Source organism: Catenulispora sp. GAS73, from assembly GCF_041262085.1.
Taxonomy (GTDB): Bacteria; Actinomycetota; Actinomycetes; order Streptomycetales; family Catenulisporaceae; genus Catenulispora.
This window is the reverse complement of the sequence record NZ_JBGCCM010000041.1, coordinates 54,934-77,549: the sequence shown is the minus strand read 5'-3', so window position 1 is coordinate 77,549 and position 22,616 is coordinate 54,934. Positions and strand designations below refer to the sequence as shown.

Here is a 22,616-nt window from a genome sequence, read left to right as displayed (position 1 = left end):
GGTCCCTCGTCACTTCTTGTCGAGGTCCTCGGTGATGTGGAACGGCGCGAACTGGAACTCGAAGGGCCGCTCGCGCTTGCGCCGCCAGAGGGCGGCCGCCGTCCCGGCCAGCGCGACACCGATGATGACCATCACCGGGGGGACGGCCGCGTCGCGGTGGCCCTTCATCGATGAGCCAGATCCCGGCGACCAGAACCATGACGCCGATGACCAGGCCGACCTGCGCGGCCCTGACCCAGCTGGTGATCGCCAAGCGAGTTCCCCTCCTGTTGTTTGTCAGCCCTCTGTCGGGCGGCAACCTTATCGGGATGCGGGACGAGGGGGCGACGGCAATTCCTCCGGCGTCGCGCCGGCCTCGTCGCGGCCGCGTTCGGCCAGGTCGGAACAATGAAACGTTCCGAGTCGCGGGGCGAACGGGCCAGAGCGTTGTGCCGGGATCCGGCCGACGGCGATTCTTTGTCACCGGATCGTCCGTCAGCCCACGAAGGGTACTTCTGTGAATCTGCGTCGCCGAATAACCCGCGTCCAAGTCGCCGCCGTGTCGGCCGTGGCGATCGCGGGGGTCGCCCTCGCCGCCGGGACCGCGAACGCCGCGTCTGTGCCGGCTCCGATCAAGCTCACGTCCTCGGCCTGCCCGGCCGACATCTCCTACGGCCAGATCAGCGGCTGTGTCACCGAGCTTCAGCAGTTGCTGAACAAGAACGGCGCGCACATCGGCGTCGACGGCGACTTCGGTCCCGCGACGCTGGCGGCCGTCAAGAGCTACCAGTCCAGCCACGGGCTGTCGGTCGACGGCATCGTCGGGCCCGCCACCAAGGCCTCGCTCGACGGCGGCAGCACCCCGCCCCCGCCGCCCACCGGCGGCGGCCAGGCGAAGGTCGTCGACTACGCCCGGGCCATCGAAGCCGGCAAGGCCGAGCGGGGCTGGGGCGGCGGCCGGGTGCCGTACGGCTGGGACGGCGGGCACACCTCCAACCCGGGCCCGAGCCCGGCGGACTGCGCCGCCGCCGGCGGGGACCCCGCCTGCTGGACCGCGACCGCCAACCACACCCTCGGCCACAACGGCCAGATCTCGGTGGACTGCTCCGGTTTCGTGCGCTGGGTCTACGACCTCGCCTACGGCCGCGACGTCTTCGGCCCGGACGGCACCTCGGGGCAGATCGCCCGGACACACCGGGTCTCCACTCCGGCCCCCGGCGACCTCGCCTTCTTCGGCTCCGACGCGGGCAGCCCCGAGCACGTCGGCATCTACATCGGCGGCGGCAAGATGATCGACGCCCTGGACACCGGTACCTACATCGAGACCGACTCGATCTCGGCCGGCGGCCGTCTCATCGGCTACTACCGGTACTGATCCGGTGATCCGCTCCGATCCGCTCTGAACCAATCCCCGCACCAGTTCCAGCGCCACAGCCATGCACTTTTCCCTGCACTTCTCCGCAACGAAAGGTCCTGCCATGAACCTGGGCAGCCGCAAGTCCCGCCTCAGACTCGCCGTCGCCGCGACCGTCGCAGCGATCGCCGGCGTCGCCGTCACCGCCGGCACAGCGATCGCCGCTTCCGTGCCGGCTCCGATCAACCTCACGTCCTCGGCCTGCCCGGCCGACATCTCCTACGGCCAGATCAGCGGTTGCGTCACCGAGCTTCAGCAGTTGCTGAACAAGAACGGCGCGCACATCGGCGTGGACGGCGACTTCGGCCCGGCCACCCTGGCCGCGGTCAAGAACTACCAGTCCGGCCACGGCCTGTCGGTGGACGGCATAGTCGGGCCGGCGACCAAGGCGTCGCTGGAAGGCGGCGGCACCCCGCCCCCGCCGACCCACGGCCGCTCGACCAACTACGACTTCGCCCGCCTGGTCCTGTCCGACGGCGGCTGGGCGCAGAGCTCGAACAACATCACCACGATGGTGCAGTGGATGGCCAGCGAGGAGCCGCCCTCGAACTGGTTCGACCGGAACAACCCGCTGAACAACGGCCTGGGCTCCGGCGGCGGCGCGGGCCTGGGCGCCTACCCGAACCTGGTCGTGGCCGCGCACTTCGTCGCCGCGAACCTGAACGGCGGCCCGGCCGACTACGGCCACATCACCGCCGACCTGCGGGCGTCCGCTTCGCCGGCGGTGACTGAGAAGGCGATCTGGAGCTCGCCGTGGGCCGCCTCGCACTACGGCTGGGGCTCCGGGTTCTACCGCGGCCACGTGCCGACCGTCGCGGCTCCGGCCCGGGACTGGTAGGCAAGTACTCAGCTGTCGGTGAGTTATAGCTGGTCTCGGGGGTCCCCGGTGCGACTGCGGCACCGGGGACCCTCAGCCGTCCAAAGAGTTTGTAAACAGTTCAGCCGTTATGGCGCTGCGCAAGCGAACGGGGCCGTAGAGTGACTGCGCCATCGCTGCGGGGACGCTCCTCCTCCGGAGCGCAATGGCGATTTCTAGCTGACGCGCACTGTTGATACGGGACGGGTGACATGGCCGCGCGCGCTTTGAAGGACCTCGATGAGGCCGTGCCGCCCTTGACGCGGGCGTTCACTTTGGAGATCCGAGCCGTGCACCAGGGTGCCGGTTCGCCGTCGTTCACACTCCTGGACAGCCGCAATATCCGCGCCGGCCGCGGGACTTTGGCGAAGGCGACGCTGTCCCGCATCCTGACGCCCGATCCGGCGGCGAAGGACCAGAGCCTGCCGGCTTGGTCGTACTACGAGGGTCTGCTGTGCGCGCTGGACGTCGATCCCGCTCCGTTCCAGGCGCGATGGCAGGCCGCGCAAGAGGAATGGCAGGCGAGGGCTCGGGGAGAGTCGGCCGCGGCCGCCGCTTTGCCGGCGGTTCGACAGCCGGCTTCGGCGGGGACCGCGGTGCTGGCGTCGGTCATGGAGCTGGCACCGAGGGCGGAAACGAGTCTCGCGTCGCAGGCTGTGGTGCCTGTGGCGATGCCTTTGCCGGTACCCGTGCCGGTGAAGCGGCGGCGGTCGCTGCCGCTGCCGGCGTCGATCGCGGGCGCCGCTGTTGTGGTTCTGGCGGTTGGCGCGTTCGCCTTCATCGGCGGCACTCATTCGCAGTCGCAGCCACAGCCGCAGTCACAGTCCAAGGCGGCGGCCCCGATCAGCCACCCGGAGACCGCCGTATTGGTGACCTCCGCACCGCCCAAGACGGTCTCGGGCAAGATCGTGCGCACCTGGAATCAGGATGCGAACAACGGCCACGGCGGCTCGATCGGCGTCCTGGTGTTCCCGACACCGTTCTCCCTCAACGGATCCACGGGCCCACGCCACGACGGCGACCTGGTCGAGGTTGTCTGCCACACCGACCACGGCCGGATGACGCACGAGCGCCTGGACACCGGGCACGTGAACTCGACCGGCTGGTTCCAGATCTACTACGTGGACCGGCTGTGGTGGGTCGCAGACCACTACATCAGTTTCGCGCGCGGGGTTCAGGTGCCGGATTGCGCGTAGGCATAATCCCGTGGCCTCAGCCTGGAGTCCGAATACTCCGGCTGCGTACCATCGAAGCGTGGATCTGACGAATGTGGTCATGCCCGGCGCGCAGTCTCTGGTCACTGCGATCGTCTCCGACTCCTGGAGCCAGGTTCGCACCGCGTTGTCCCGGCTCTGGGCGCGGCATCGGGCTGAAGACGGCCCGTCGGGCCCGAGTGTCGCAGCACTCGAAGCTGCCGGTACCGAGCTTGATCTGGCTAGGCAGCAGGCGCTCGCCGTCGCCGGGGACGGGCCGGAACCCGAGCGTGCCGATCGGATGCGGCTGTTCTGGGCCGGCTACCTCGCCGGGCAGATCGCCGCGCGTCCCGAGCTCGCCGAGGCCGTGGGCGGCCTGCCGATGCTCCTCGACGCGCCGCGTGCCGCGTCGGTCACCATCACGAACACCAAGACGTTCAGCGGGTCGGCGCGCGGGAACGTGGTTCAGGCCGACGACGTCGCCGGGGGCATCAACCTCGGGCGCTAGCCTGTCGTCCGAAAAGCCCGCGAAGGTCGCGGATACGGCGAAAGCCGTGAAAGCCAAAGAATCTGTCGAATTCGTCGAATCCTGAGGCTGTCAGCCGCGGCTCGCGCCAAAAATCATGGCTCCTGCCAGGCGCTAAGGTTTCTTTGCCAACGCTTTACAACCGGCCCCATGCCCCGGTCGTCTCTTCGCGTGGTTCCGCACTGACGGATCCACCATGGATCGATCGAAGAGAGAGACCCTCATGCGTACACGGAGTTTGTTCACCGTCCTGGCCTTCGCCACGGTGCTCGCCGGAGCCGGAGCAGAGTCGGCGTTCGCCGACGGCGGCTCCGGCCAGCCGTCCGCTTCGGCCTCCACGCCGCCCACGACCGCGCCCAGCACTCGTGCTGCCGCGCCCACCGCCGTGCCTTCCTACCCGCCCACCACGGACCGGTCCGCCGAGCCGAGCGCGGCGCCGTCGACGACTTCCCCGCAGGGCGGCCAGATCCGCGCCGTTCCCTCGGGCGCGCCGAACACCGGCGTGCCGACGGCGTCGTCGAACGGCCACGGTGCGGAGGCGGCGATCGGCGGCTCCTTGGCCGTGCTGCTCGGCGGCACGGGCACCGTGGTGGCCCGCCGCAGGCTCAAGGGCCGGGGCTGATCTTGCGGCCGCCGGTCTGGACGCGCGGGTGGCCCGCTCTGCTGGCCGCCTTGATGCTGGCTTCCGGCTGCGCCGCGGCTTCGGGAACCCCCGCCGGTGGGACTGGGAGGTCTGCCGGCGGGACTGGGACGAACCCGGGCGTGGTGTCCGCCTCCACCGGAGGCGGTTCGGCTGACGGCTCCGCAGGCAGCTCCCCAGGCAGCCCTGCGGGTGGTTTGTCGGGCTCGTCGGCGGCCGGTGCCATCGCGCGCTCCGTTCCGGTACGGCTGCAGATCCCCGAGATCGGCGTCGACACTCCGGTGATGTCGCTCGGCCTCGCCGCCGACGGCACGGTGCAGGTTCCCCCGATCGAGGCGAAGAGCCCCGCCGGTTGGTACGACGGGTCGCCCACTCCCGGGCAGACCGGGCCGTCGGTGCTCCTCGGTCACGTGACGGTCGGCCAGTACGGCGACGGCGTCTTCCTGCATCTGGACCGGCTGCGCGCCGGATCCCGCGTGGTGGTCCGGCTGCAGGACGGGGTCTCGGCGGACTTCACCGTGAACTCCGTCCGGACGGTCGCCAAGGACCAGTTCCCGACCCAGCAGGTCTACGGGAACGTCAACCGCCCGGAACTGCGTCTGATCACGTGCGGGGGCCCGCGCACCAGCGACGGCTACCTCGACAACGTGCTGGTCTTCGCGTCCCTGACCGGCACCACCACGGGATAGGGCCGACGGGCCCCGTCACGTACCGAGCACCTGGAGAGAGTTGAGCCGGTTCAAGGATTCCGGAGAGAAGAGTCGGGCGGCGTCCGACTTGTTCACCGATCTCTATCCCGGCCTCGCCGGCTGGTGCCGTCGTCTCGTCGACGACGACGGCACCGCCCACGAGATCGCCTCCGAGGCGTTCACACGCCTGTGGGGACACTGGACAGCGGTGCGGGAGCCGCGCGGGTTCTTGTACGTCACGGCCGCGAACCTGGTCCGCGACCACTGGCGCAAGCTGGACCGCGAACGCCGGGCGCTGCGCGAGGCGACGACCGAGGCGGCGCTGGCCCTGAACCGGGACGGCGCCGACGCCTCCGTTCCGGTGCGGATGCTGGTCCGGTCGCTCCCCGAGCGGCTGCGCACCCCGGTTCTGCTGTACTACTACGCCGACCTCCCGGTCCGCGAGATCGCCCGGCTGACCAGGCGAAAAGAAGGCACGGTCAAATCCGATCTACACGCGGCACGGGAACTCCTGCGCGCCGGACTCGGAGGACATCTTGATCACACTCATTGAGCCCGCGGACGACGACGACAACGGCCTCGACGACTTCGGCGACCACGGCTCCGGCGACGACGAACTGACCGTGCTGCTCCGCCCCGGCGTCTCGGTGCTCGCCCCGCCGCCCGGCACGTTCCAGCAGGTCCGCCGCCGCGCCGCCCGCCGCCGCCTGGTGCGCGCCGTCGCCACCGCCGGCGCGGGCGCGGCGATGACGGCCACCGCGATCACCATCGCCCTGTGGCCGTCCGGCAGCGCCGCCGGGCCCGGACCGGCGACCCCGCTCGCTCCGCCGGCGTATGCGACCACCGGCGCGACGAGCGATGCGACCACCGGCCGCACGACCGGCAATACGACCGGCACGGCGCCGCACTCGTCGCAGCCTCCTACGACACCGCCAAGCACGACAGCCACCTCGACCGGCCCCTTGGCCAGCGCCAGCACACCCCCCACCAGGTCCTCCGAACCGTCGCCTCCCGTTCGCAATCCGCCCGGCAACACCGCCCCCACCACTGAGGCGCCGTCGGCCCTCATGCCGCCGAGCACCTCGCCCTCGGGCGTGCCCACGACCCGGCCTGGCATCTCCGCGACACCGACCGCTAGGCCGTGAAGCGGTACCGGGTCTGGCTGTAAGGGCTCTTGCTGAACGCGAGGACCTTCGCCGGGCTCACGCCGAAGACGAGGACGGGCCTGCCGAACTCGTCGCGGAACCCGTCGTCGGTGACGTCGTAGTCCCAGTCGAGCTTGGACTTCCACAGCGCGGCCAGCCGGGGCAGCCGCTGCGCGTCGGTGACGCGGACGGCGTTCCCCTCGACGACCGCGTCGAGGCCGGTGCGGAACTGGTTGGGGCCCGCGGTGAGGACGCAGTGCGGGTTCGATTCCAGGTTCCTGGTCTTCTGCTCGTGGGCGCCGGTGCAGAAGTGGAGCGTCCCGTCGAGCCAGACGGCGGGCAGCGGCGTCACGTGCGGCCGTCCGTCCTTGCGCACCGTCGCCAGCCAGAACATCTCGCTGTCCGTCAGCAGTTCCGAGACCTCGGTCCATGGCGGGGGAGTGGCGTCGGGCTCGCTGAACCCTTGGTGGAGCTCCGTGGTCGGTTCGGTCGGGGCCATCGGTGTCTCTCCTTCACCGCTCGTGATCGCTGTCCTGGCGGGGCACCCGGCCGTACTGGCACGAACCCCGCAATATCAGAATACTTACTTAGCCGCCGAGTCTCGCCTACTGTGCTCGGATATCCGGGTCGGTGCCGGTGCCCGCTGGTCCGAGCGGGTTGTTCCCGTATCGAGGGGGTTCTGGAATGATCGCGTCCACATCGCGCCGGGGTGCGCGCATCCGAGCGGGCTTCGTCGCCCTCCTGCTGGCCGTCGCGGCCGCGGTGGGCGGCCAGATCATGGCGGGCGGAACCGCGCGGGCGCAGAGTGAGGCCCAGTGTGCCTGCTCCGTCTTCCCGGCGGCCGCCACGCCGGACGACCCTGATTCCGGCACGTACTTCCCGGTCGTGCTCGGCGTCAAGGTGGTGCCGTCGGCGGCGGGCTGGATCCAGGGGGTCCGCTTCTACAAGTCGAGCGCCAACACCGGTACGCACACGGGATCGCTGTGGACGTCCGACGGGACGCTCCTGGCGACCGGCACGTTCACCGGCGAGACCGCTTCCGGCTGGCAGACGCTGATGTTCTCCACGCCGGCGCCTGTGCAGGCCGGCGCCACCTATATCGCGTCCTACTACGCGCCGAAGGGGCACTACGCGTACAGCGTCGGCTACTTCCTGAACGGCCCCGCCGGCACAGCGCCGATCACCGCGCCATCCGACGCTTCTGCGGGTGGCAATGGGGTCTACAGCGACGCCGGCGCCACGGCGTTCCCGAACTCCAGCTACAACGCCGCCAACTACTGGGTCGACGTGGTCTTCGACGACGGCGGCGTACCGACCGCCGGGCCGACGGTCACCGCCAACACCCCCGCCGACAACGCCACCCACGTGCCCGGCACGAGCACGGTCAGCGCGACCTTCTCCGCGCCGGTGGACCGCGGCAGCGTGCAGTTCAGCCTGGCCGACGCCGCCGGAACGCAGGTCCCCGGCACCCTCGGGTACAGCGCGGACTCCGGCACCGTGACGTTCACTCCGGGCACCCAACTTCTGCCCGGCACGACCTACACCGCCTCGATCCAGGCCGCGGATGCCTGGGGCAACGCGATGACCGGACCGAGCACCTGGAACTTCACCGTCGGCACCACTCCGCCGCCGTATACGTGTCCTTGTTCGCTGTTCTCGTCCAGCGCGACCCCGGCGGTGACGGACTCCACCGACCCCAACTCTGTCGAGCTCGGCGTCCGCTTCGTCCCGGCAGTCAACGGGACCGTCACGGGCATCCGCTTCTATAAGGGTTCGACGAACACCGGAACTCACACGGGGACTCTCTGGAGCAACACCGGCACCGCTCTGGCGACCGGCACCTTTAGCAACGAGACCGCGACCGGCTGGCAGACCATGACGTTCGGGACGCCGGTGACCGTCACCGCCGGGACCACGTATGTCGCCTCGTACCACGCACCGGTCGGGAAGTACTCCTACACGGCCGGCTACTTCTCCTACCCGCACCAGGCCTATCCGCTGACCGCGCCGGCGAGCACCAGCAGCCAAGGCGACGGGACCTACGGCTACGGGAGCTCGACCACGTTCCCCGGCGCCGGAGGGAACGGGAACAACTACTGGGTCGATGCGGTGTTCTCTGCGTCCTGATTCACACGAGTGCGGCGCTGCTGGACGCCGCGGGTGTGCCAACGAGGACCTGCGCTCCCTGCTCATCGCGCTGGAGGGCTCGGCCTGAGCGGGGCCGGGGAACGGCGAAGGCGTCCAGGAGGGGCCGAAGAATCAGGACCCTGCTGGACGCCCGCAGCCTCAGTGGGCGCCGATCTAGACCGATCAGCGCCGACTAGAACGGTCCCGCGATCGTCGCCAGGTGCCGGTTGACGAAGACGTCGTACTTGCCCGCGCCGTAGAGCGCGGTGCCGACCTGCTTGATCACGCTGTCCGGCACGGCGGCCGGGCCGCCGAACACCGGCAGCGCACCCATCAGCGCGCTCGGGCCCATGTGGGTCAGCGGAGCGTGCTGCTTGAGCCAGGACAGCTCGGCCGCCGGCAGCGTCGCGCCGCTGGCCAGCAGCAGCGGCGAGTTCCAACGACCGGTCAGGGCACCGCCGGACAGCGCGTCCGGCCAGTTCTGGCCGGTGGCGATGCCCGGAACCAGTGGACCGCCGTTCTCGGTCTGGAACATCGCGCTTCCGGCCACGGCGGCGGCGGTGGCGTAGCGGTCGGGGCCGGCGAGGTCGGTGACCTTGCCGTGCCAGCTCGGCTCGCCGGTGGCCACCGCGGTGACGCCCTGGCCGCCGACCGCGTAGACCTTGCTGACATCGGGGTTGATGCCGGCGAGGTAGGACTTGGTCTCCGGCGGCATGACGCCGTCGTGGGTGAGCAGGACCACGCCGGTGCCCAGCTGCGGGGAGGCGTGGTTGCCGTTGACGCCGGCGCCGGCGGTGAGGGCGTCGGGGAAGTTGTCGCCGGTGGCGATGGCCACGCTGCCGGGGGTCCCGCCGATGGTCTGCGCGATGCGCACCGAGGTGGCGTAGCGGTCGGTGCCGCCGATCCGGTCCACCTTGAAGCCCAGAGCGGTGACGTCCGCCGCCACCTGCGGGGACAGCGCCTTCTCGCCGCCGAGCAGGTAGATGGTGGAGCCGGGCGGCAGGATCCGGGTCAGCTCCTTGGCGACCTCCGGGGAGAGCTTGTGCGGGTCGGTCAGCAGCAGCGGACCGGTCTTCGCCACGGCCAGGGCGTTGCCGGACAGCGCGTCGGCGAACTGGTCGTCACGGGCGATCACCGCGGACTTCGCGACGCTGTTGCCGAACATGTCGGAGAAGGGGGTGCCGCGGTCGGCGGTGTTGTAGCCGGAGACCTTCACCGCGGTGTCGACGCGGTCGGTGCCGCCGAGGCGGTCGATCGTGGGCTTGGTCACCGGCGGGAGGAAGGGGGTCGGCGCGTTCGACGGACCGGTGTACAGCGGTCCGTTGTCCCAGGCCAGGTATCCCCCGCCGATTGTGGCATCGGTGATGATGGCATTCGGGGACCCGCCGGTGGCCGCGATCACGTCCAGGTTGTTGGGCCCCCAGCCGCTGCCGCTGCCGGTCGTGATCCAGGTCTGCTCCTGGAACGCGATCTCGGTGCCGTCCGGCGACCAGACCGGCTGGAAGGTCGCGCCCGCGACGTGCGTCAGCGCGTTCGGAGACGTGCCGTCGATGTTCGCGACGACGATCTGTGCTGTGCCGTGCCCGCCGCCGTACATCGTGTAGGCGATCTTCTTGCCGTCCGGGGAGAAGCTGATCGAGTCGGCGTTGGCTATCGTCGCGACCTTGGACGTGGCCGGGTCGAAGACCCCGATGTTGAACGTGACCGCGTCGCTCGTGATGCCGGCGACCAGGCCGCCGGGGCCGAAGACCAGGTGGCCGGTCAGGCCGCCGGGCGCCTGGTACGCGGTGAGTCCGGTGCCGTCGGTCTTGATCTGGAAGTTGCCGCCGTTGTTGTTCCGCCCGAACACGACCGTCGAGTCGTCCAGGAACTGCGGGTAGAGGTCCGCCGGGTTGACGCCGTTGTCGGGCTGCCCGGTCGCCTTGTCCAGCAGCCGGGCCCCGGTGCCGTCGGCGTTCGAGATCCACAGGTCGGACCCGTCCTGGAACACCGCCTTCGTGCCGTCGGGCGAGAACACCGGCGAGGTGATCTGGTCGACCGGGTTGAAGCCGGTGCCGGACGGGGTGACGATGTGCTGCCCCGAACCGTCCGGGTTGACCGCGTACCAGACCTGGCCCTGGCTGTAGTTGAGCTGTCCGTTGTGCGGTGTTCCGGACGCGGCGTTCGCCGCCGGTGCCGCGAGACCCCAGACACCCGAGGCGGTGGCGGCGCCGACCGCGGCGGCCACGGTGAGGGCGCGGGCCGCCCTTGAATCGCGAGTCAAAGTGATCTTTCCTCCCCCGTGCCGCGGTTTCGGACCGCGACGCAAGAACCTCTGAAGCGGGCGGCTCAGATTAGCGCCGAGATTCTCGGGACGGGAAGATGTTCGACCGTTCGTTTTTCCAGCCCACCGGGGTGCACAACCGTGGCGAATCCTTAATTTTCGCAGCATCCTGAAGTAGGATGCGCCGGACCGATGGGCCCAGCGGGGGGCACGGCGGGCTCCAGGCCCGGTTCCCCTTGCGGCCGATTGATCCGAGACGCATCCTGGTGGACAGGTCTAGCCGTTGGGGCGCGATCTGCGCCGGGGGGCGAAGCAGGATCACACGTCGACGACGCTGGATACTAGGGGCCTCACACCATGGAAGTTGTTCGGGGAACGGAATTCCGGGATGTCGCCATCCCGGCCGACGCCGGGACGGCGGCCGACGCCGACCGGCGGATGGCCGACGCGGTGGCGGCGTCGTGCGCCAGGAACGGCGCCGATCTGAACGACGACGCCGCGCACGCCGGGTTCACCGCCGCGCTGGTGACCTTCACCGGGATGTTCAAGGGCTACCTGGCGAACGACCTGGTGGACCAGGACTCGTACGACCTGGTCGTGGCCACGGTCGCCGCGCTAGTCCAGGCCGGCGACGTCATCCGGCAGGACTAGAGCTCCCCGAGCCGGACGCGTGCGACTCTTCGCAGCGCTGGGAGCGCCTGGACGTCCGCTAGACGGAACAAACGGGTTGCACTCGATGTCGACGGCGGAGTCGGTACCGGCGCGATCTTCGCTCTGCGAACCGCGCTGTCCAACGTCCGGTACGGGATGCCCGTCATCGCCGCGAGCTCTTTCAGGCTCACCAGCGCGCCGCTGTCGACTCCGGGAATGATCCCCGAGTCCCGGACGACGTCGAAGCGGCGCCAGCGGCCCGGCGCCGGATCGCATTCCGGGGTCGAGCAGACCAGCACGTGTCCCCGGCCGTCCGGCGCGATGGCCGTCTCCGGGAGCAGACTCGCCTGGTCGCAGGTGGGGCAGCGGCGGGAGCGTTCGCCGTACGCGCCGGCCAGGGTCCGGGCGTAGCGGCCGTGCTCTCTGCGGCATGTCATCGCCACGGTGTCGCCGACGTCTTCGGGGACCTCGTCGAGGTGTTCGGCGAGGAAGGCGAACCCCGCCTGCAGGGTCTGGACCGGGACGTTCACCGTGGCCGCGTCCGGGTCGGTCAGGGCCTGCCGCATGGTGTCGATCTCGTCGAGCACCACCTCGTAGGACTGCACCAGGCAGTCCAGGATCGTCACGTCCAGCGGCGCCGAACCGTGTACGGGTGCCTTGCGTCCGCCGCCGGTCCGCTCGGAATCCCCTGCCGATCCGCGTCCTGACGCCCCGGTCTCCAGGGCGTGTTGGAGCCGATCGGCCGCCCGTGCGGCTTCCCGCACGATGCGCCCCCGTTCCTCGATCACGTACCTCATCTCCTGTGTCACCGAAGGTGTCATCGGATGCGCTCCGCCGCGGTGCCGCCGGCCGGGTGCGTTCCCGATAGTTTGACAGTGCCCTCATTCACTCTGCGTGGCGATGGCCACGCCTGCTCTGGCGTGCCCTCAGGCCCGCCAAATCAAACATCAGTTCGAATTGATTTGAAGCATAGGCCTCGACCGGCTTCGAAGGCCACCGTTCAGGTGTTGCCTGGCCGCACCCGGCCACGGGCCGCCGCGCCGCCGTCATCGTCCCCTGATTCGGGTCGATCGCAGCTCAGACCCTGTGGATAACTAAACGCTTGCGCCGCCGTGGTCGGAGGATGCAACATTCCTGACGATAAGTTGTTCTCGGTGTGGCCGCAGGGCCCCGGAGCAACGAGAACCTCAAGCCCGACGATCGTCGACCTGATCCCAGGTGCGGTCGCCGGGCTTTTCCCTTCCCACGCCCCGCCGGCGACGTGGCACGCCGCGTCCGGAGCCCGGCCCTGTGTGGTCGTCATCTGATTCCCCGATTTCCCGCGAAGGGGTGGCTGCTTGCTCTCGACTCGTATGACGTTCTCGCGCTGATGGAAGTTGCCGATGTGGACGTCACAAATCAGCCGCCGATCGATGACGGACCCGAAGCTCAGGCGGCGCGCCGGCGCGCTCTGGAGCAGGCGCTGACCGGAGTCCGGGCCGCGCGGCGCCGCCGGAAGCCCGAGCCGGCGGCGGTCCCGGTCCAGCCACCGCCCGAACCTTCTGAAACCGCCGAATCCGTTGCCGCTGAACCCGGTGGCGACGCAGAGGCCTGGCCGGCGGTCTCGACCCTGCCCTGGATCGAGCGGGCCGCCTGTCAGGGGGCTGATCCGACGCTGTTCTTCGGCCCGGACGTCCTGAGTACCGACGGTCGCCGCGAGCGGATCGCCGAGCGCCGCCGCCGGGAGGCCGAGGCGAAGGTCTTCTGCGCCGACTGCCCGGTCCGTGCCCAGTGCGCCGAGCACGCCCTGTCCCTGCCCGAGGCCCACGGGGTCTGGGGCGGGATGGGGGAGATGGAGCGGCTGGCGCTGCTCCGCCGCGCGGTCGTCTGACCGTCGCTGTGTCCGAAACCTCTGCCTTATGCCCAAGACCTTTAGCGAAAGGAGTGATCCGGATGACCACCTCACCTCCGAGCAGCCTGCCCGACGTCGAACTCGTCGTCATCGACTGGCTCAAGAACACGGCGTCGGCGCCGTGGACCACCGTCGACCGCATCCCGCCGGCCGGATTCGACGGCACCCAGGCGGTGGTGCTCGTCTCGCGGATGGGCGGCGCCTGGATCGACACGACCTATGAGGACGTCCCGATCATCCAGCTGGAGTGCTACGGGTCGACCAAGCTCATCGCGATGACCGTGGCCATGGCCGCCCGGGCGCGGCTGCTGGCGATCGACGGGTTCGTCGACGGCGGCGCGACCGTCGTGATGGTGACCGAGTGCGACGGACCGCGCTGGCTGCCGGACTACCTGCACAACGGCGCCAACCGCTACGTCTCGATGACGCAGCTCAACCTGCGCATGGCCTGAGCGAACGCCTGCGCCGCCCGCGCCCCGCCGCCCTCCGGCGCGGGCGCGGGCCCACGACACCGGCGGGCCGTCCGGTACCGACCGGGTGAGGTAACCCCCTCAACAGAGAAGTCAAAGGAGAGATGGTCCATGCCTGGAACCAACCCGAGCCAGATCCGCGTGGCCGGCCACGGTCACGTCTTCGTCGCCCCGCTGGGCACCGCCGCGCCGGCGGACACCACCACCGCGTGGGGCGCGGCCTGGCACGACCTGGGCTACACCGACAACACCGGGGTGAAGTTCAGCAAGAAGGACAAGCTCGACAAGATCGACTCGTGGCAGACCGCCTCCGCGGTGCGCCACGTGTTCTCGGCCCGCGAGCTGACCCTGAAGTTCTCGATGATCCAGATCAACACCGACACCCTGCCGTTCTTCTTCGGTGGCAACCCGACCACCAACGCGGTGACCAACATCGGCACCGGCACCCCGCCGGCCCCGCTGTGGTCCTACGCCGTCCAGGTCACCCCGGACCTGGACGAGCGCATGCTCGGCATCGAGTTCACCGACACCGTCCAGGGCTCCGGCGGCGGCGCGGTGAAGTACCGCGTCATCGTCAACCGCGGCTCGGTCATCGACACCGACGACCTGTCCCTGGTCAACAACGGCTCGATCAAGCTCGGCGTGACCTTCGAGGCCATGGAGGTCAACGACGCCACCCCGCTGGCGACCTGGCTGATGAACGACCCGGCGCTGTCCTAAGCGCTGAGCGCGCCGGCCGGATCGGCGGCTCGGGTTCCCTTCGGGGTGCTCGGGCCGCCGTCCGGTCGGCGCACCCATGTTCACCGACTTCCGATCCCCGAGCTCCGAAGGAGACATCCATGACAACGTTCGACGTCAACGCCGCGCGCGCCCAGCGCCTGGAGGCCGCCGGCGGCCACACCTGGGCCTTCACCCTGGACACCGAGACCTTCACCCTGCCGCGCGAACTGCCCCGGGCCACCGCCCGCGCCATGGCGGCCACCGACGACAACGACATCGACGCGATGCTGCGCCTCCTCCTCGGCGACGTCCAGTACGAGCGTTTCGCCCGCCACGACCTGACCGTCCAGGACATCGCCGCGATCCTCACCGCCTACGGCGAGCAGACGGGCCTGTCCCTGGGGGAAGGCTGAGCCTCGGCGTCCTGGTCGAGGACCACGCCGAGGCGATAGAAGCCGACCTGCTCCGGCACTACCGCGTCGACCTGCTGGACTGGCACCGCGGCGACCTGTCCTCCCGCCGCCTGTCCATCCTGCTCCGCCACCTCCCCACCGACAGCGCCCTGGCCCGCGAACTCCACGGCGAGGGCGCCGAATGGGGCGTCGCAGAGTACTTGCTCGCCGCCGCCGTCGACCACCTGGCCATCGGCAACTGGATGTTCTCGGCGGTGAACCGCGACGAGGACAGCCCGATGCCGGAGGCGCCGGAGCCGATTCCGCGGCCGGGGGCGGAGTCGGAGCCGTCCTCGCCGGACGACGAAGCGGAACCGCCGCCCTCGGGAGAGGTGAACCTGCCGGCGCCGTGGGAGATCGCGCGGTTCTTCGGCTGAGACCGGTGACCGAGACGGCACCGAGACCCGGATCAGATCTTCGACCGCACGAAACGAGAGGAGTCTCAGATGTCTGATTCCGATGCGATCAACGCGATCGCCAAGGCGGCGGGGTCGGCGGATCCGGGCGGGGCCGGCGACGTCAGCGCCGTGCTCAGCTCGCTGATCAAGGCCCGCGACACCGTCAACAAGAACACGACGTGGTTCGCGAACCAGCCCAACAGCATCACCTCCCAAGGTGTCGGCCTGACCTCGCAGTGGGTCGGCCTGGGCGCCGCGGGCATCGGCTCCGGCGCGGCGCAGATCCTCGCGCCGAGCTTCGCGGCCATCCGCGCCGACGAGACCGGGATCTCGATCCTCGGGCGGAAGGTCTTCGACTTCCCGTTCCCGAAGATCGTGGACCGGGTCATGGGCAAGTCCGAGGACCCGATGATCACCGACATCAGGGACAAGCTCATCGGTGATCTCCACGGCAGGAAGGTCGCGGAGACCTTCGGGGCGCTCGGCTCCATGAACGTGGAAGGGCACCTGGGCGCGATCGACAACCGGATTGGTGATATCGGCCACGGCAAAAGCGTCGCGGCGACTTTCGGGTCCCTCGGTGCCCTGAACGTGTCCGGACACATCGACTCGCTCGGGAACCGGATCAAGAGCATCGAGGACCGGGCCGTCGCGAGCAAGGCGCAGCTTGAGGTCGAGGAGAAGGAGCTGCGCAGGATCCAAGCCGGTCGTGAGCCCAAGCGCGTCAAGGGGCCGCAGTACCAATTCAGCCAGGCGCAGATCGACAGTCTGGAGAAGTCGATCAAGCTGCTCACCGAAGCGATCGGCATCTGAGGGAGATACCAATGGCTGCAACACTCGTCGCGAGCCTGAATGCCGCCATCGGCAGGCTCGGAACCTTTCAAACCAGGACGTCCGAGGCCGCCCGTTCGGCCCGAGACCTCGCCACCGGCTCGGCCGCCGCCGAGCGCGAGGTGAAGAAGTCCGCCGACACGGCGGCTACCGGCGGCGGGCTGTTCACCAAGCTCAAGACCGGCCTCGGGCTGTCCGAGGAGGGGATGAAGGGCCTGAACGGCGCGATGAAGGCCAATGCGTTCGGCCTGCTGCTGACGCTGCTCGCGCCGCTCATTCAGAAGTTCACCGACATGATCATGAACTCGAAGGCTGTGCAGGCCGCGATCCAGATCGCGTTCAAAATCATCGGTGACACGATCAGTACCGTCTCCAAGTTCGTCAAGGGTGTGTTCGACCTCGTCTGGCCCTATGTCTGGGGCCTGTTCAAGTCGGTCATCGGCAACATCGTGACCGAGGTCAAGTCCGGGTTCGAGATCGTCAAGAACCTGATCCTGATCCCCATGAACATCGTCAAGGGCGAGATCAAGACCACCTGGGACATCATCTCCGGGATCTTCCAGATCACGATGGACCTGCTCACCGGCAAGGTGGGGAAGGCCTGGGGCGACATCAAGAAGATGATCTCCAGCGTGGTCAACGACGTCCACGACACCATCAGCTCGGTCTGGGGCGGGCTCGCGGACATCGCCAAGGCGGCGTTCCAGGCCGTGCTGGCCGCGGTCCGGGACCCGATCAACGCGATCATCGGCCTGGTCAACCGGGCCATCGATGGGTTGGATTCGGTGCACATCTCGATCCCCTCCTGGGTCCCGGGCATCGGTGGGAAGTCCTTCGGCGTCAACATCCCGCACATCCCGACCCTGGCCGACGGCGGCATCGTGCTGCCTCGTCCGGGCGGCACGCTGGCGCTGGTCGGTGAGGGCGGGCAGTCCGAAGCGGTGCTCCCGTTGTCGAGGCTGTCCGCGATGCTCGCCGGGGCGCGCGGGCCGGCGCTCGGGGCGGCCGGGGCCGCGAGCGGCGGGTTCACCGTCACGAACTACTACGAGGCCAACAACGGTTCTGCGCGGCGTACCGCCGAGGAGCTGATGTTCCTGGCCAAGGCGCGCGGCTGAGCGCCGACGCCGAACGGTGAGCGCTGACGCAGCGCGAGCCGTCCCTCATCGCCGGCGCCCCGCCTCCGCGCGTGGCGGCGCCGGTCCGGGTGCCCCCGCACCCGCCGCCGTGCCCGGCCTCCCTGCCCTCCGAGGCCGGGCACGGTCCATCTCAGTTTCCTGACAGACCTTTCCCAACAGACCTTTCCTGCCAGATCCCAGGGAGATCCGCATGTCCGTCATGCTCACAGATCCGCCCGCGCTGACCGCTGACGGGCAGATCGGCTACAACGGCCTCGTCTTCGGCTCGGGCACCTCCTACGTCATCGCCGAGACCGGCATCACCGGGTGGGAGGACCTCCCGGGCTTCGACACCGCCGACTCCCCGCGTTCCGGGGACCACGGTTCCTGGCCCGGCCCCCGCTACGCGCAGCCCCGCGTCATCACCGCCACCGTGTGGCTCGCGCCGGCGACCCGCACCGACACCTCCGCGATCACCGCGCTGCGCGGTGCGACCGGCATCGACCTGGACGAGCAGTGGCTCACCGTGCAACTTCACGGTGAGACGCTGATCAGCGCGGTGCGGATCAACCAGCGGGCGATCCCGACCGACCGCCAGTTCGCGCTCTACGGCGTGGCCAAGGCGAGCGTCCAGTTCATCGCGACCGATCCGCGCCGCTACACCCTCACGCTCCAGACCCTGGCGACCAGCGTCCCGCAGCCGGAGACCGGCATCGTGTGGCCGCTGACCTGGCCGCTGTCCTGGGGCACGGCCGGGTCCAGCGGCAACCTGCAGGTCACGAACGCCGGCAACGCCGCGACCCACCCGGTCGTCACCTTCACCGGGCCGTGCACCGATCCGCAGCTGGCGAACGTCGACACCGGCCAGATGATCGGCTACAACCTGGTCCTGGCCGCCACCGACGTGCTGACCGTCGACACCGGCAGCGGCCAGGTGCTGCTCAACGGTGCCGCCGACCGCCGGTACGCCGCGATGCCGAACGCGACCCTGGAAGAGGCCTTCGTCCTGCCTCCCGGATCCACCACCCTCGCCTTCCGGCCGTCGGCCGGCGCGCCGCCCGCGTCGGCAAAGGTCGCGTGGCGTTCGGCGTACATGTAGCCGACCGGCGCCCCGACACCGCCCCGACGCCGCCACCGACACCCTCGAAGGAGGCCGCATGAACGACTCCACCTACCGGGTGATCTTCGCCGATGTCAGCACCGACCAGACCATCGACGTCCTCCCGGTCGACGACGTCGAGTTCGACGACTACATCGGCAAACCCGGCTCCCTGTCCGGCACCCTCCCGATCCCCGACGCCGACCTGGGCGCACGGGCCGCGCGGCTCATCGAGGGCCGTACCGCGGTGTACCTCGCGCGCGGCAACGACCTGTGGTGGGGCGGACTGCTCTGGACGATGACGCCCCAGTGTGACGACCGCGGCGTCATCACCTGCGCGATCCAGGCCGCCACGTTCGACTCCTACGCCGCCCACCGTTACATCCGCCCCTCCGGCGCCTACCCCAACCCCCTCGCCTACACCGCCGTCGACTCGCTCCAGGTGGTCCGGAACCTGTGGCAGTACGTGCAGTCGACGCCCAACGGGAACATCGGGCTCTCGTTCGGCACCGAGACCTCCGGCACGACGATCAGCCCGTCCTGGCGCGACGGCGACGAGACCCTGGTCGACGACGCGATCACCCAGCTCGCCGCCGCGACCCCCGGCTTCGAGTACTGCGTCAGCGTCTACCGCGACCCGGACACCGGCAGCCGCGTCCGGCTGCTCAGGCTCGGCTCGCCGACCATCACGACCGGAGCGACGCCGCTGGTCGTCGACAAGCCCGGCAGCATCCTCACTTACGCGTTCCCGCGCGACGCCACCCGCTCCGCCACCGCGACCCGGGCCCGCGGCGGCTCGGTCCCGGCGACCGACGGGTCCGGCCAGGACGTGCCGCTGGTGTCCAGCGTGCACAGCGTCACGGTGCCCGGGTTCCTGGAGCTCGACGCCAGCGCGGACTACAACGACGTCACCGATCGGCCGACGCTGGAGAACCTGGCGCAGGCGCACCTGGCCGCCGCCGGGACCTCGGTCGTCGTGCCCTCCCTGACCGTCCAGCTCGACGGCTCGTTCGGCCCGCAGCTGCTGGGCGCCGCGGTCCGGGTGCGCATCGACGACCACTGGTTCCAACCACCGCTGGACCAGACCTACCGGATCGTCGGCTTCCACGTCCTGCCCGCCCAGCGCGGCCGCCCGGACACCGTCGACCTGTTTCTGGACGGAGGCCAAGATGCCTAACCTGCCCGAGGACATCATCGACCGGATCAGGCAGATCGAGCGCAAGCTGCAACGCACGGCGACCGCCGCGGCCACCTCGGCGGCGGTGGTGCCCTGGCAGAACGTGCCGCTGGCCGCCGGGTTCACGACCCAGACCACCACGCCGCAGTACCGGATCCAGGGTCCGGTGGTGTTCGTGCGCGGCGACGTGACGGCAGCCGGCGCCGGCCTCACCGAGGGCTCGGTGGTCGCGCATCTGCCTTCCAGCGCCAGTCCCGCGGCTCAGCAGGTGATCACGGTGGCCACGCCCAACACCACGGCGTCGCGGGTCGACGTGAATACCGACGGCAGCGTGGTCTACCACGGGCCGAACGCCACGTGGATCGCGTTCAACTTCGTCGTCGCGCTGGGCTGAGCGGGGTCCTCGGCAGCGCCGCGGCGCCGTTCATCAGGGTTCTTATATCTCATCGAAAAGTAAGGGGACGATTGTGGTTATTCATAGTGCGTGGCTCGCGTCGACCGGTCAGAGCCGCGTCGACACTCGCCTGGCGACGTCGGTCGGGATGGTCCCGACGGGTGCGCTCGTCTCCCGCTCCGGTGTCGTGCCGGACGGCGGGTTCGGGTGGCAGTCCGTGGCGGCGATGCAGTGCCAAATCATGCCGGGGCGCGCGTTCGTCCAGGGGGTGACGGCGCAGGGCGGGTATCAGGTCGCCTCCGATGCGCCGGTGGTGCTGACCGTTCCGGACGGCGACCCCCAGTACAACCGGATCGACATCATCGTTCTGCAGATCCAGGATCAGCAGTTCGACAGTTCGGGGCAGACTCAGGCGGTCGTGACGCTGATCAAGGGCACGGCCGCCGCTACGCCGGTGGCTCCGGTGGTTCCGCCTGCGGCGATCGGGCTCGTTCAGATCAGCGTGCCCGCCAAGACGTCCGCCGGCACCGGGGGAGTGGCGTGGCCGACGGCCGTCACGGACCTGCGGGTGTACACGTCGGGGCTCGGCGGGATCGTGCCGGCTGGGACGACGCCGTGGACGCCGCCGATGGCCGGGCAGTACTCGGATCTGAACGGCGAACTCCAGCGGTGGAGCGGCGCTGCCTGGACGCCGGTGTACGACCCGATGACCACCGGCGGGAATCTGCCTCCGGTCACCTCGACCACGCGTCCGTCGAACGCGCCGGCGGGCAAGCTGGTCTACGAGACGGACAGCGGCGCCGTCGCCCTCTGGAACGGCACCAACTGGCGGCACCAGCCCGGGCTGATCGCGGTCCAGACGACCACCGCCACGACGGCGTCGATCACGTTCAGCGCGATCCCGCAGGTCTACCGGGATCTGCGGCTCGTGATCAGCGCGAAGTCGGACGGTACGACCGCTGTCGGTTGGGACAGCGCGTACATGCGCTGGAACGGCGCCGCCGACAACATGTACCTCTGGAACACGTACTACCTGCCGCAGGGCGGGACCGCCGTCGGCGTCGCGAACACCAACCAGGTGTCGAGTGCGCAATGCGCCGCGGTCTGGAACAGCCACTGGCCGACGCAGGGCCGCGGCATCTCGACGATCGACATCCCCGAGTACGCCGACCCCACCACTCTCAAGGTCTACACCGGGACGTCGATGGCGACCGACGGCGGGACCGCGGGGGTTCTCCAGACCTACGGCGGGGGGTACATGACCACGACACCCGCCGCGATCAGCTCCATCACGATCTACATGAACGTGGGCAACTTCCTGCCCGACTCCACCTTCAAGCTCTACGGGCTGGGGTGATCCCCGCGGAGCCGACGGAGGGAGCACCCGAACCACCTTCGACCCCACGGGACACCCATGAACGTTGAAGCCATCACCGCGACAGCGTCCTCGCTGTGCATCACCGGCGCCGCCATCGGCGCCGGTTTTCGTTGGGCCAGCCGTTTCTCGCACGTCATGCATGTCGTGGAGGCCCGTTCCAAACAGCTCGAAGCCAACGGCGGGCAGTCGCTGCGCGACGACGTCCGCGAGATCCGCGCGGCGGTCGACGCGCACACGCACGAGTTCGCCGCGATCCACCAGACGGTCGGCGCGCTGGCCGTCATGGTCGCCGGCAAAACCGCGAACCACTTCGACGAAGGGGGCTGACATGGCTCGATTTCCCAAGGCGACCTGGCGCGGCCCGGTCCCGAACCGGACGCCGGGCGGCATGTCCGCGCACCGCGGCCTGGTGCTGCACATCCAGCAGGGCACCGAGGCCGGCACGGACGCCTGGTTCCACAACCCGGGCTCGCAGGTGTCCGCGCACTTCGGCAACCCCAAGTCGGGCCCACTGGACCAGTGGGTCGACACCGACGACCGGGCCTGGGCCGAGGTGGACGGCAACCCCGAGTGGATCTCGGTCGAGAACGAGGGGAACTCCGGCGACGTCCTGACACCCTCGCAACTGGAGAACGCGGCGCAGCTGTTCGCCTGGATCCACACCACCTACGGCGTCCCGCTCCAGCCCTCGGACAGCACCGTCCCCGGCCTGACCGGCCACGGCCTCGGCGGCCAAGCGTGGGGCGGCCACCTGGACTGCCCCGGCCAACCGATCCTCGACCAGCGCCCGCAGATCATCGCCCGCGCGGCCCAGATCGCCGGCGGCGCCCCGACACCGAAGCCGCCGACCCCCGCGCCGCCGACCCAACCGTCCCCACCCCCCTTCGGAGGCAATTCCGTGGCCACCATCCCCTCCAGCATCGGCCAGTTCTGGCCGGAGATCGCCGGCCAGTTCCCGGCGAACCAGAACTTCGACAACGAGACCGCCCTGATCTGGGCCGACGGCGGCGCCCGAGCCGCCGCCCTCTACGCCAAACAGGCCCGCGACGCCGTCACCGCCCTGGCAGGCCGCGTCAGCACCCCACCGGCCGTCGACATCAACGCCCTCGCCACAGCCCTGGCCCCACACCTGACCGCCGGCTCCACCGCCCAGCAGATCGCCCAGGCAGTCGCCCAGCACCTCGGCGCCGACCTGGCGAAGGGCTGAC

At 69.8% G+C, this 22,616-nt stretch carries 27 protein-coding genes; 23 read left to right on the top strand and 4 right to left on the bottom strand.

Features of this window, described 5'->3' with window-relative positions:
* Positions 1 to 9: 9 nt before the first annotated feature.
* Complete coding sequence (locus tag ABH935_RS42375) at positions 10 to 168, bottom strand: LPXTG cell wall anchor domain-containing protein (RefSeq protein WP_370383644.1); 159 nt, start codon at positions 166 to 168, stop codon at positions 10 to 12.
* A gap of 328 nt (positions 169 to 496) precedes the next feature.
* Here ABH935_RS42375 and ABH935_RS42370 point away from each other — a divergent pair, with 328 nt between their 5' ends.
* The 8 genes from ABH935_RS42370 (at position 497) to ABH935_RS42335 (ending at position 6,442) form a co-directional block, all read left to right on the top strand.
* Positions 497 to 1,354 carry a peptidoglycan-binding protein gene (locus ABH935_RS42370; protein WP_370383643.1) on the top strand — a complete coding sequence of 286 codons (858 nt, stop codon included), beginning with the start codon at positions 497 to 499 and terminating at the stop codon, positions 1,352 to 1,354.
* Between the two features lie 103 nt (positions 1,355 to 1,457).
* The gene (locus tag ABH935_RS42365; protein WP_370383642.1) at positions 1,458 to 2,231 is read left to right on the top strand and encodes a peptidoglycan-binding protein; all 774 of its coding nucleotides are present in this window, start codon (positions 1,458 to 1,460) and stop codon (positions 2,229 to 2,231) included.
* A gap of 230 nt (positions 2,232 to 2,461) precedes the next feature.
* A complete protein-coding gene (locus ABH935_RS42360; protein ID WP_370383641.1) occupies positions 2,462 to 3,445 on the top strand; it encodes a hypothetical protein in 984 nt (327 codons plus the stop codon).
* 58 nt (positions 3,446 to 3,503) lie between these two features.
* Positions 3,504 to 3,950 (top strand): hypothetical protein, encoded by a 447-nt coding sequence (locus ABH935_RS42355; RefSeq protein ID WP_370383640.1) that lies wholly within the window; start codon positions 3,504 to 3,506, stop codon positions 3,948 to 3,950.
* A gap of 241 nt (positions 3,951 to 4,191) precedes the next feature.
* On the top strand, positions 4,192 to 4,590 hold the full coding sequence (locus ABH935_RS42350) for a sortase-dependent protein (RefSeq protein WP_370383639.1): 399 nt from the start codon (positions 4,192 to 4,194) through the stop codon (positions 4,588 to 4,590).
* A 53-nt stretch (positions 4,591 to 4,643) separates the two neighbouring features.
* Positions 4,644 to 5,297, top strand: coding sequence for a class F sortase (locus ABH935_RS42345; protein WP_370383669.1), 654 nt, complete (start codon positions 4,644 to 4,646; stop codon positions 5,295 to 5,297).
* A gap of 40 nt (positions 5,298 to 5,337) precedes the next feature.
* Positions 5,338 to 5,850: an RNA polymerase sigma factor gene (locus ABH935_RS42340; RefSeq protein ID WP_194909439.1), complete on the top strand. Its 513-nt coding sequence runs from the start codon at positions 5,338 to 5,340 to the stop codon at positions 5,848 to 5,850.
* Entirely contained in the window at positions 5,834 to 6,442 is a 609-nt protein-coding gene (locus ABH935_RS42335) for a hypothetical protein (protein WP_370383638.1), read from the top strand. The genes ABH935_RS42340 and ABH935_RS42335 overlap by 17 nt, the downstream gene beginning before the upstream one ends.
* Here ABH935_RS42335 and ABH935_RS42330 read toward each other — a convergent pair.
* Positions 6,432 to 6,941, bottom strand: coding sequence for a pyridoxamine 5'-phosphate oxidase family protein (locus tag ABH935_RS42330; protein WP_370383637.1), 510 nt, complete (start codon positions 6,939 to 6,941; stop codon positions 6,432 to 6,434). The genes ABH935_RS42335 and ABH935_RS42330 overlap by 11 nt on opposite strands.
* Before the next feature lie 185 nt (positions 6,942 to 7,126).
* On the opposite strand from ABH935_RS42330, the gene ABH935_RS42325 reads away from it, so the two are divergent.
* Positions 7,127 to 8,569 (top strand): DUF4082 domain-containing protein, encoded by a 1,443-nt coding sequence (locus ABH935_RS42325; protein WP_370383636.1) that lies wholly within the window; start codon positions 7,127 to 7,129, stop codon positions 8,567 to 8,569.
* 193 nt (positions 8,570 to 8,762) lie between these two features.
* Here the strand turns inward: ABH935_RS42325 and ABH935_RS42320 are convergent, their stop codons facing one another.
* Positions 8,763 to 10,832 carry a cell wall-binding repeat-containing protein gene (locus ABH935_RS42320; RefSeq protein ID WP_370383635.1) on the bottom strand — a complete coding sequence of 690 codons (2,070 nt, stop codon included), beginning with the start codon at positions 10,830 to 10,832 and terminating at the stop codon, positions 8,763 to 8,765.
* Positions 10,833 to 11,189: 357 nt separating this feature from the next.
* On the opposite strand from ABH935_RS42320, the gene ABH935_RS42315 reads away from it, so the two are divergent.
* On the top strand, positions 11,190 to 11,483 hold the full coding sequence (locus ABH935_RS42315; protein ID WP_370383634.1) for a hypothetical protein: 294 nt from the start codon (positions 11,190 to 11,192) through the stop codon (positions 11,481 to 11,483).
* Here the strand turns inward: ABH935_RS42315 and ABH935_RS42310 are convergent.
* Complete coding sequence (locus ABH935_RS42310; protein WP_370383633.1) at positions 11,480 to 12,271, bottom strand: hypothetical protein; 792 nt, start codon at positions 12,269 to 12,271, stop codon at positions 11,480 to 11,482. The two genes, ABH935_RS42315 and ABH935_RS42310, sit on opposite strands and share 4 nt — an antisense overlap.
* A gap of 596 nt (positions 12,272 to 12,867) precedes the next feature.
* Here ABH935_RS42310 and ABH935_RS42305 point away from each other — a divergent pair.
* The 13 genes from ABH935_RS42305 to ABH935_RS42245 all read left to right on the top strand — a co-directional run bounded on the left by ABH935_RS42305 (position 12,868) and on the right by ABH935_RS42245 (position 22,615).
* Entirely contained in the window at positions 12,868 to 13,353 is a 486-nt protein-coding gene (locus ABH935_RS42305; RefSeq protein ID WP_370383632.1) for a WhiB family transcriptional regulator, read from the top strand.
* Positions 13,354 to 13,415: 62 nt separating this feature from the next.
* Positions 13,416 to 13,826: a hypothetical protein gene (locus tag ABH935_RS42300; protein ID WP_370383631.1), complete on the top strand. Its 411-nt coding sequence runs from the start codon at positions 13,416 to 13,418 to the stop codon at positions 13,824 to 13,826.
* 129 nt (positions 13,827 to 13,955) lie between these two features.
* The gene (locus ABH935_RS42295; protein ID WP_370383630.1) at positions 13,956 to 14,564 is read left to right on the top strand and encodes a phage tail protein; all 609 of its coding nucleotides are present in this window, start codon (positions 13,956 to 13,958) and stop codon (positions 14,562 to 14,564) included.
* Between the two features lie 119 nt (positions 14,565 to 14,683).
* Entirely contained in the window at positions 14,684 to 14,977 is a 294-nt protein-coding gene (locus ABH935_RS42290; RefSeq protein WP_194909451.1) for a hypothetical protein, read from the top strand.
* Between the two features lie 200 nt (positions 14,978 to 15,177).
* Complete coding sequence (locus tag ABH935_RS42285) at positions 15,178 to 15,393, top strand: hypothetical protein (RefSeq protein ID WP_370383629.1); 216 nt, start codon at positions 15,178 to 15,180, stop codon at positions 15,391 to 15,393.
* A gap of 69 nt (positions 15,394 to 15,462) precedes the next feature.
* On the top strand, positions 15,463 to 16,227 hold the full coding sequence (locus ABH935_RS42280; protein ID WP_370383628.1) for a hypothetical protein: 765 nt from the start codon (positions 15,463 to 15,465) through the stop codon (positions 16,225 to 16,227).
* A gap of 11 nt (positions 16,228 to 16,238) precedes the next feature.
* Positions 16,239 to 17,360: a hypothetical protein gene (locus ABH935_RS42275; protein ID WP_370383627.1), complete on the top strand. Its 1,122-nt coding sequence runs from the start codon at positions 16,239 to 16,241 to the stop codon at positions 17,358 to 17,360.
* Positions 17,361 to 17,571: 211 nt separating this feature from the next.
* On the top strand, positions 17,572 to 18,459 hold the full coding sequence (locus ABH935_RS42270; protein ID WP_370383626.1) for a phage tail protein: 888 nt from the start codon (positions 17,572 to 17,574) through the stop codon (positions 18,457 to 18,459).
* Positions 18,460 to 18,517: 58 nt separating this feature from the next.
* Positions 18,518 to 19,636: a hypothetical protein gene (locus ABH935_RS42265; RefSeq protein WP_370383625.1), complete on the top strand. Its 1,119-nt coding sequence runs from the start codon at positions 18,518 to 18,520 to the stop codon at positions 19,634 to 19,636.
* Complete coding sequence (locus ABH935_RS42260) at positions 19,629 to 20,030, top strand: hypothetical protein (protein WP_370383624.1); 402 nt, start codon at positions 19,629 to 19,631, stop codon at positions 20,028 to 20,030. Before ABH935_RS42265 ends, ABH935_RS42260 begins: the two co-directional genes overlap by 8 nt.
* Before the next feature lie 73 nt (positions 20,031 to 20,103).
* A complete protein-coding gene (locus ABH935_RS42255) occupies positions 20,104 to 21,387 on the top strand; it encodes a hypothetical protein (protein ID WP_370383623.1) in 1,284 nt (427 codons plus the stop codon).
* 57 nt (positions 21,388 to 21,444) lie between these two features.
* Positions 21,445 to 21,735 carry a hypothetical protein gene (locus ABH935_RS42250; protein WP_370383622.1) on the top strand — a complete coding sequence of 97 codons (291 nt, stop codon included), beginning with the start codon at positions 21,445 to 21,447 and terminating at the stop codon, positions 21,733 to 21,735.
* Between the two features lies 1 nt (position 21,736).
* Entirely contained in the window at positions 21,737 to 22,615 is an 879-nt protein-coding gene (locus ABH935_RS42245; RefSeq protein WP_370383621.1) for an N-acetylmuramoyl-L-alanine amidase, read from the top strand.
* Position 22,616 lies beyond the last annotated feature (1 nt).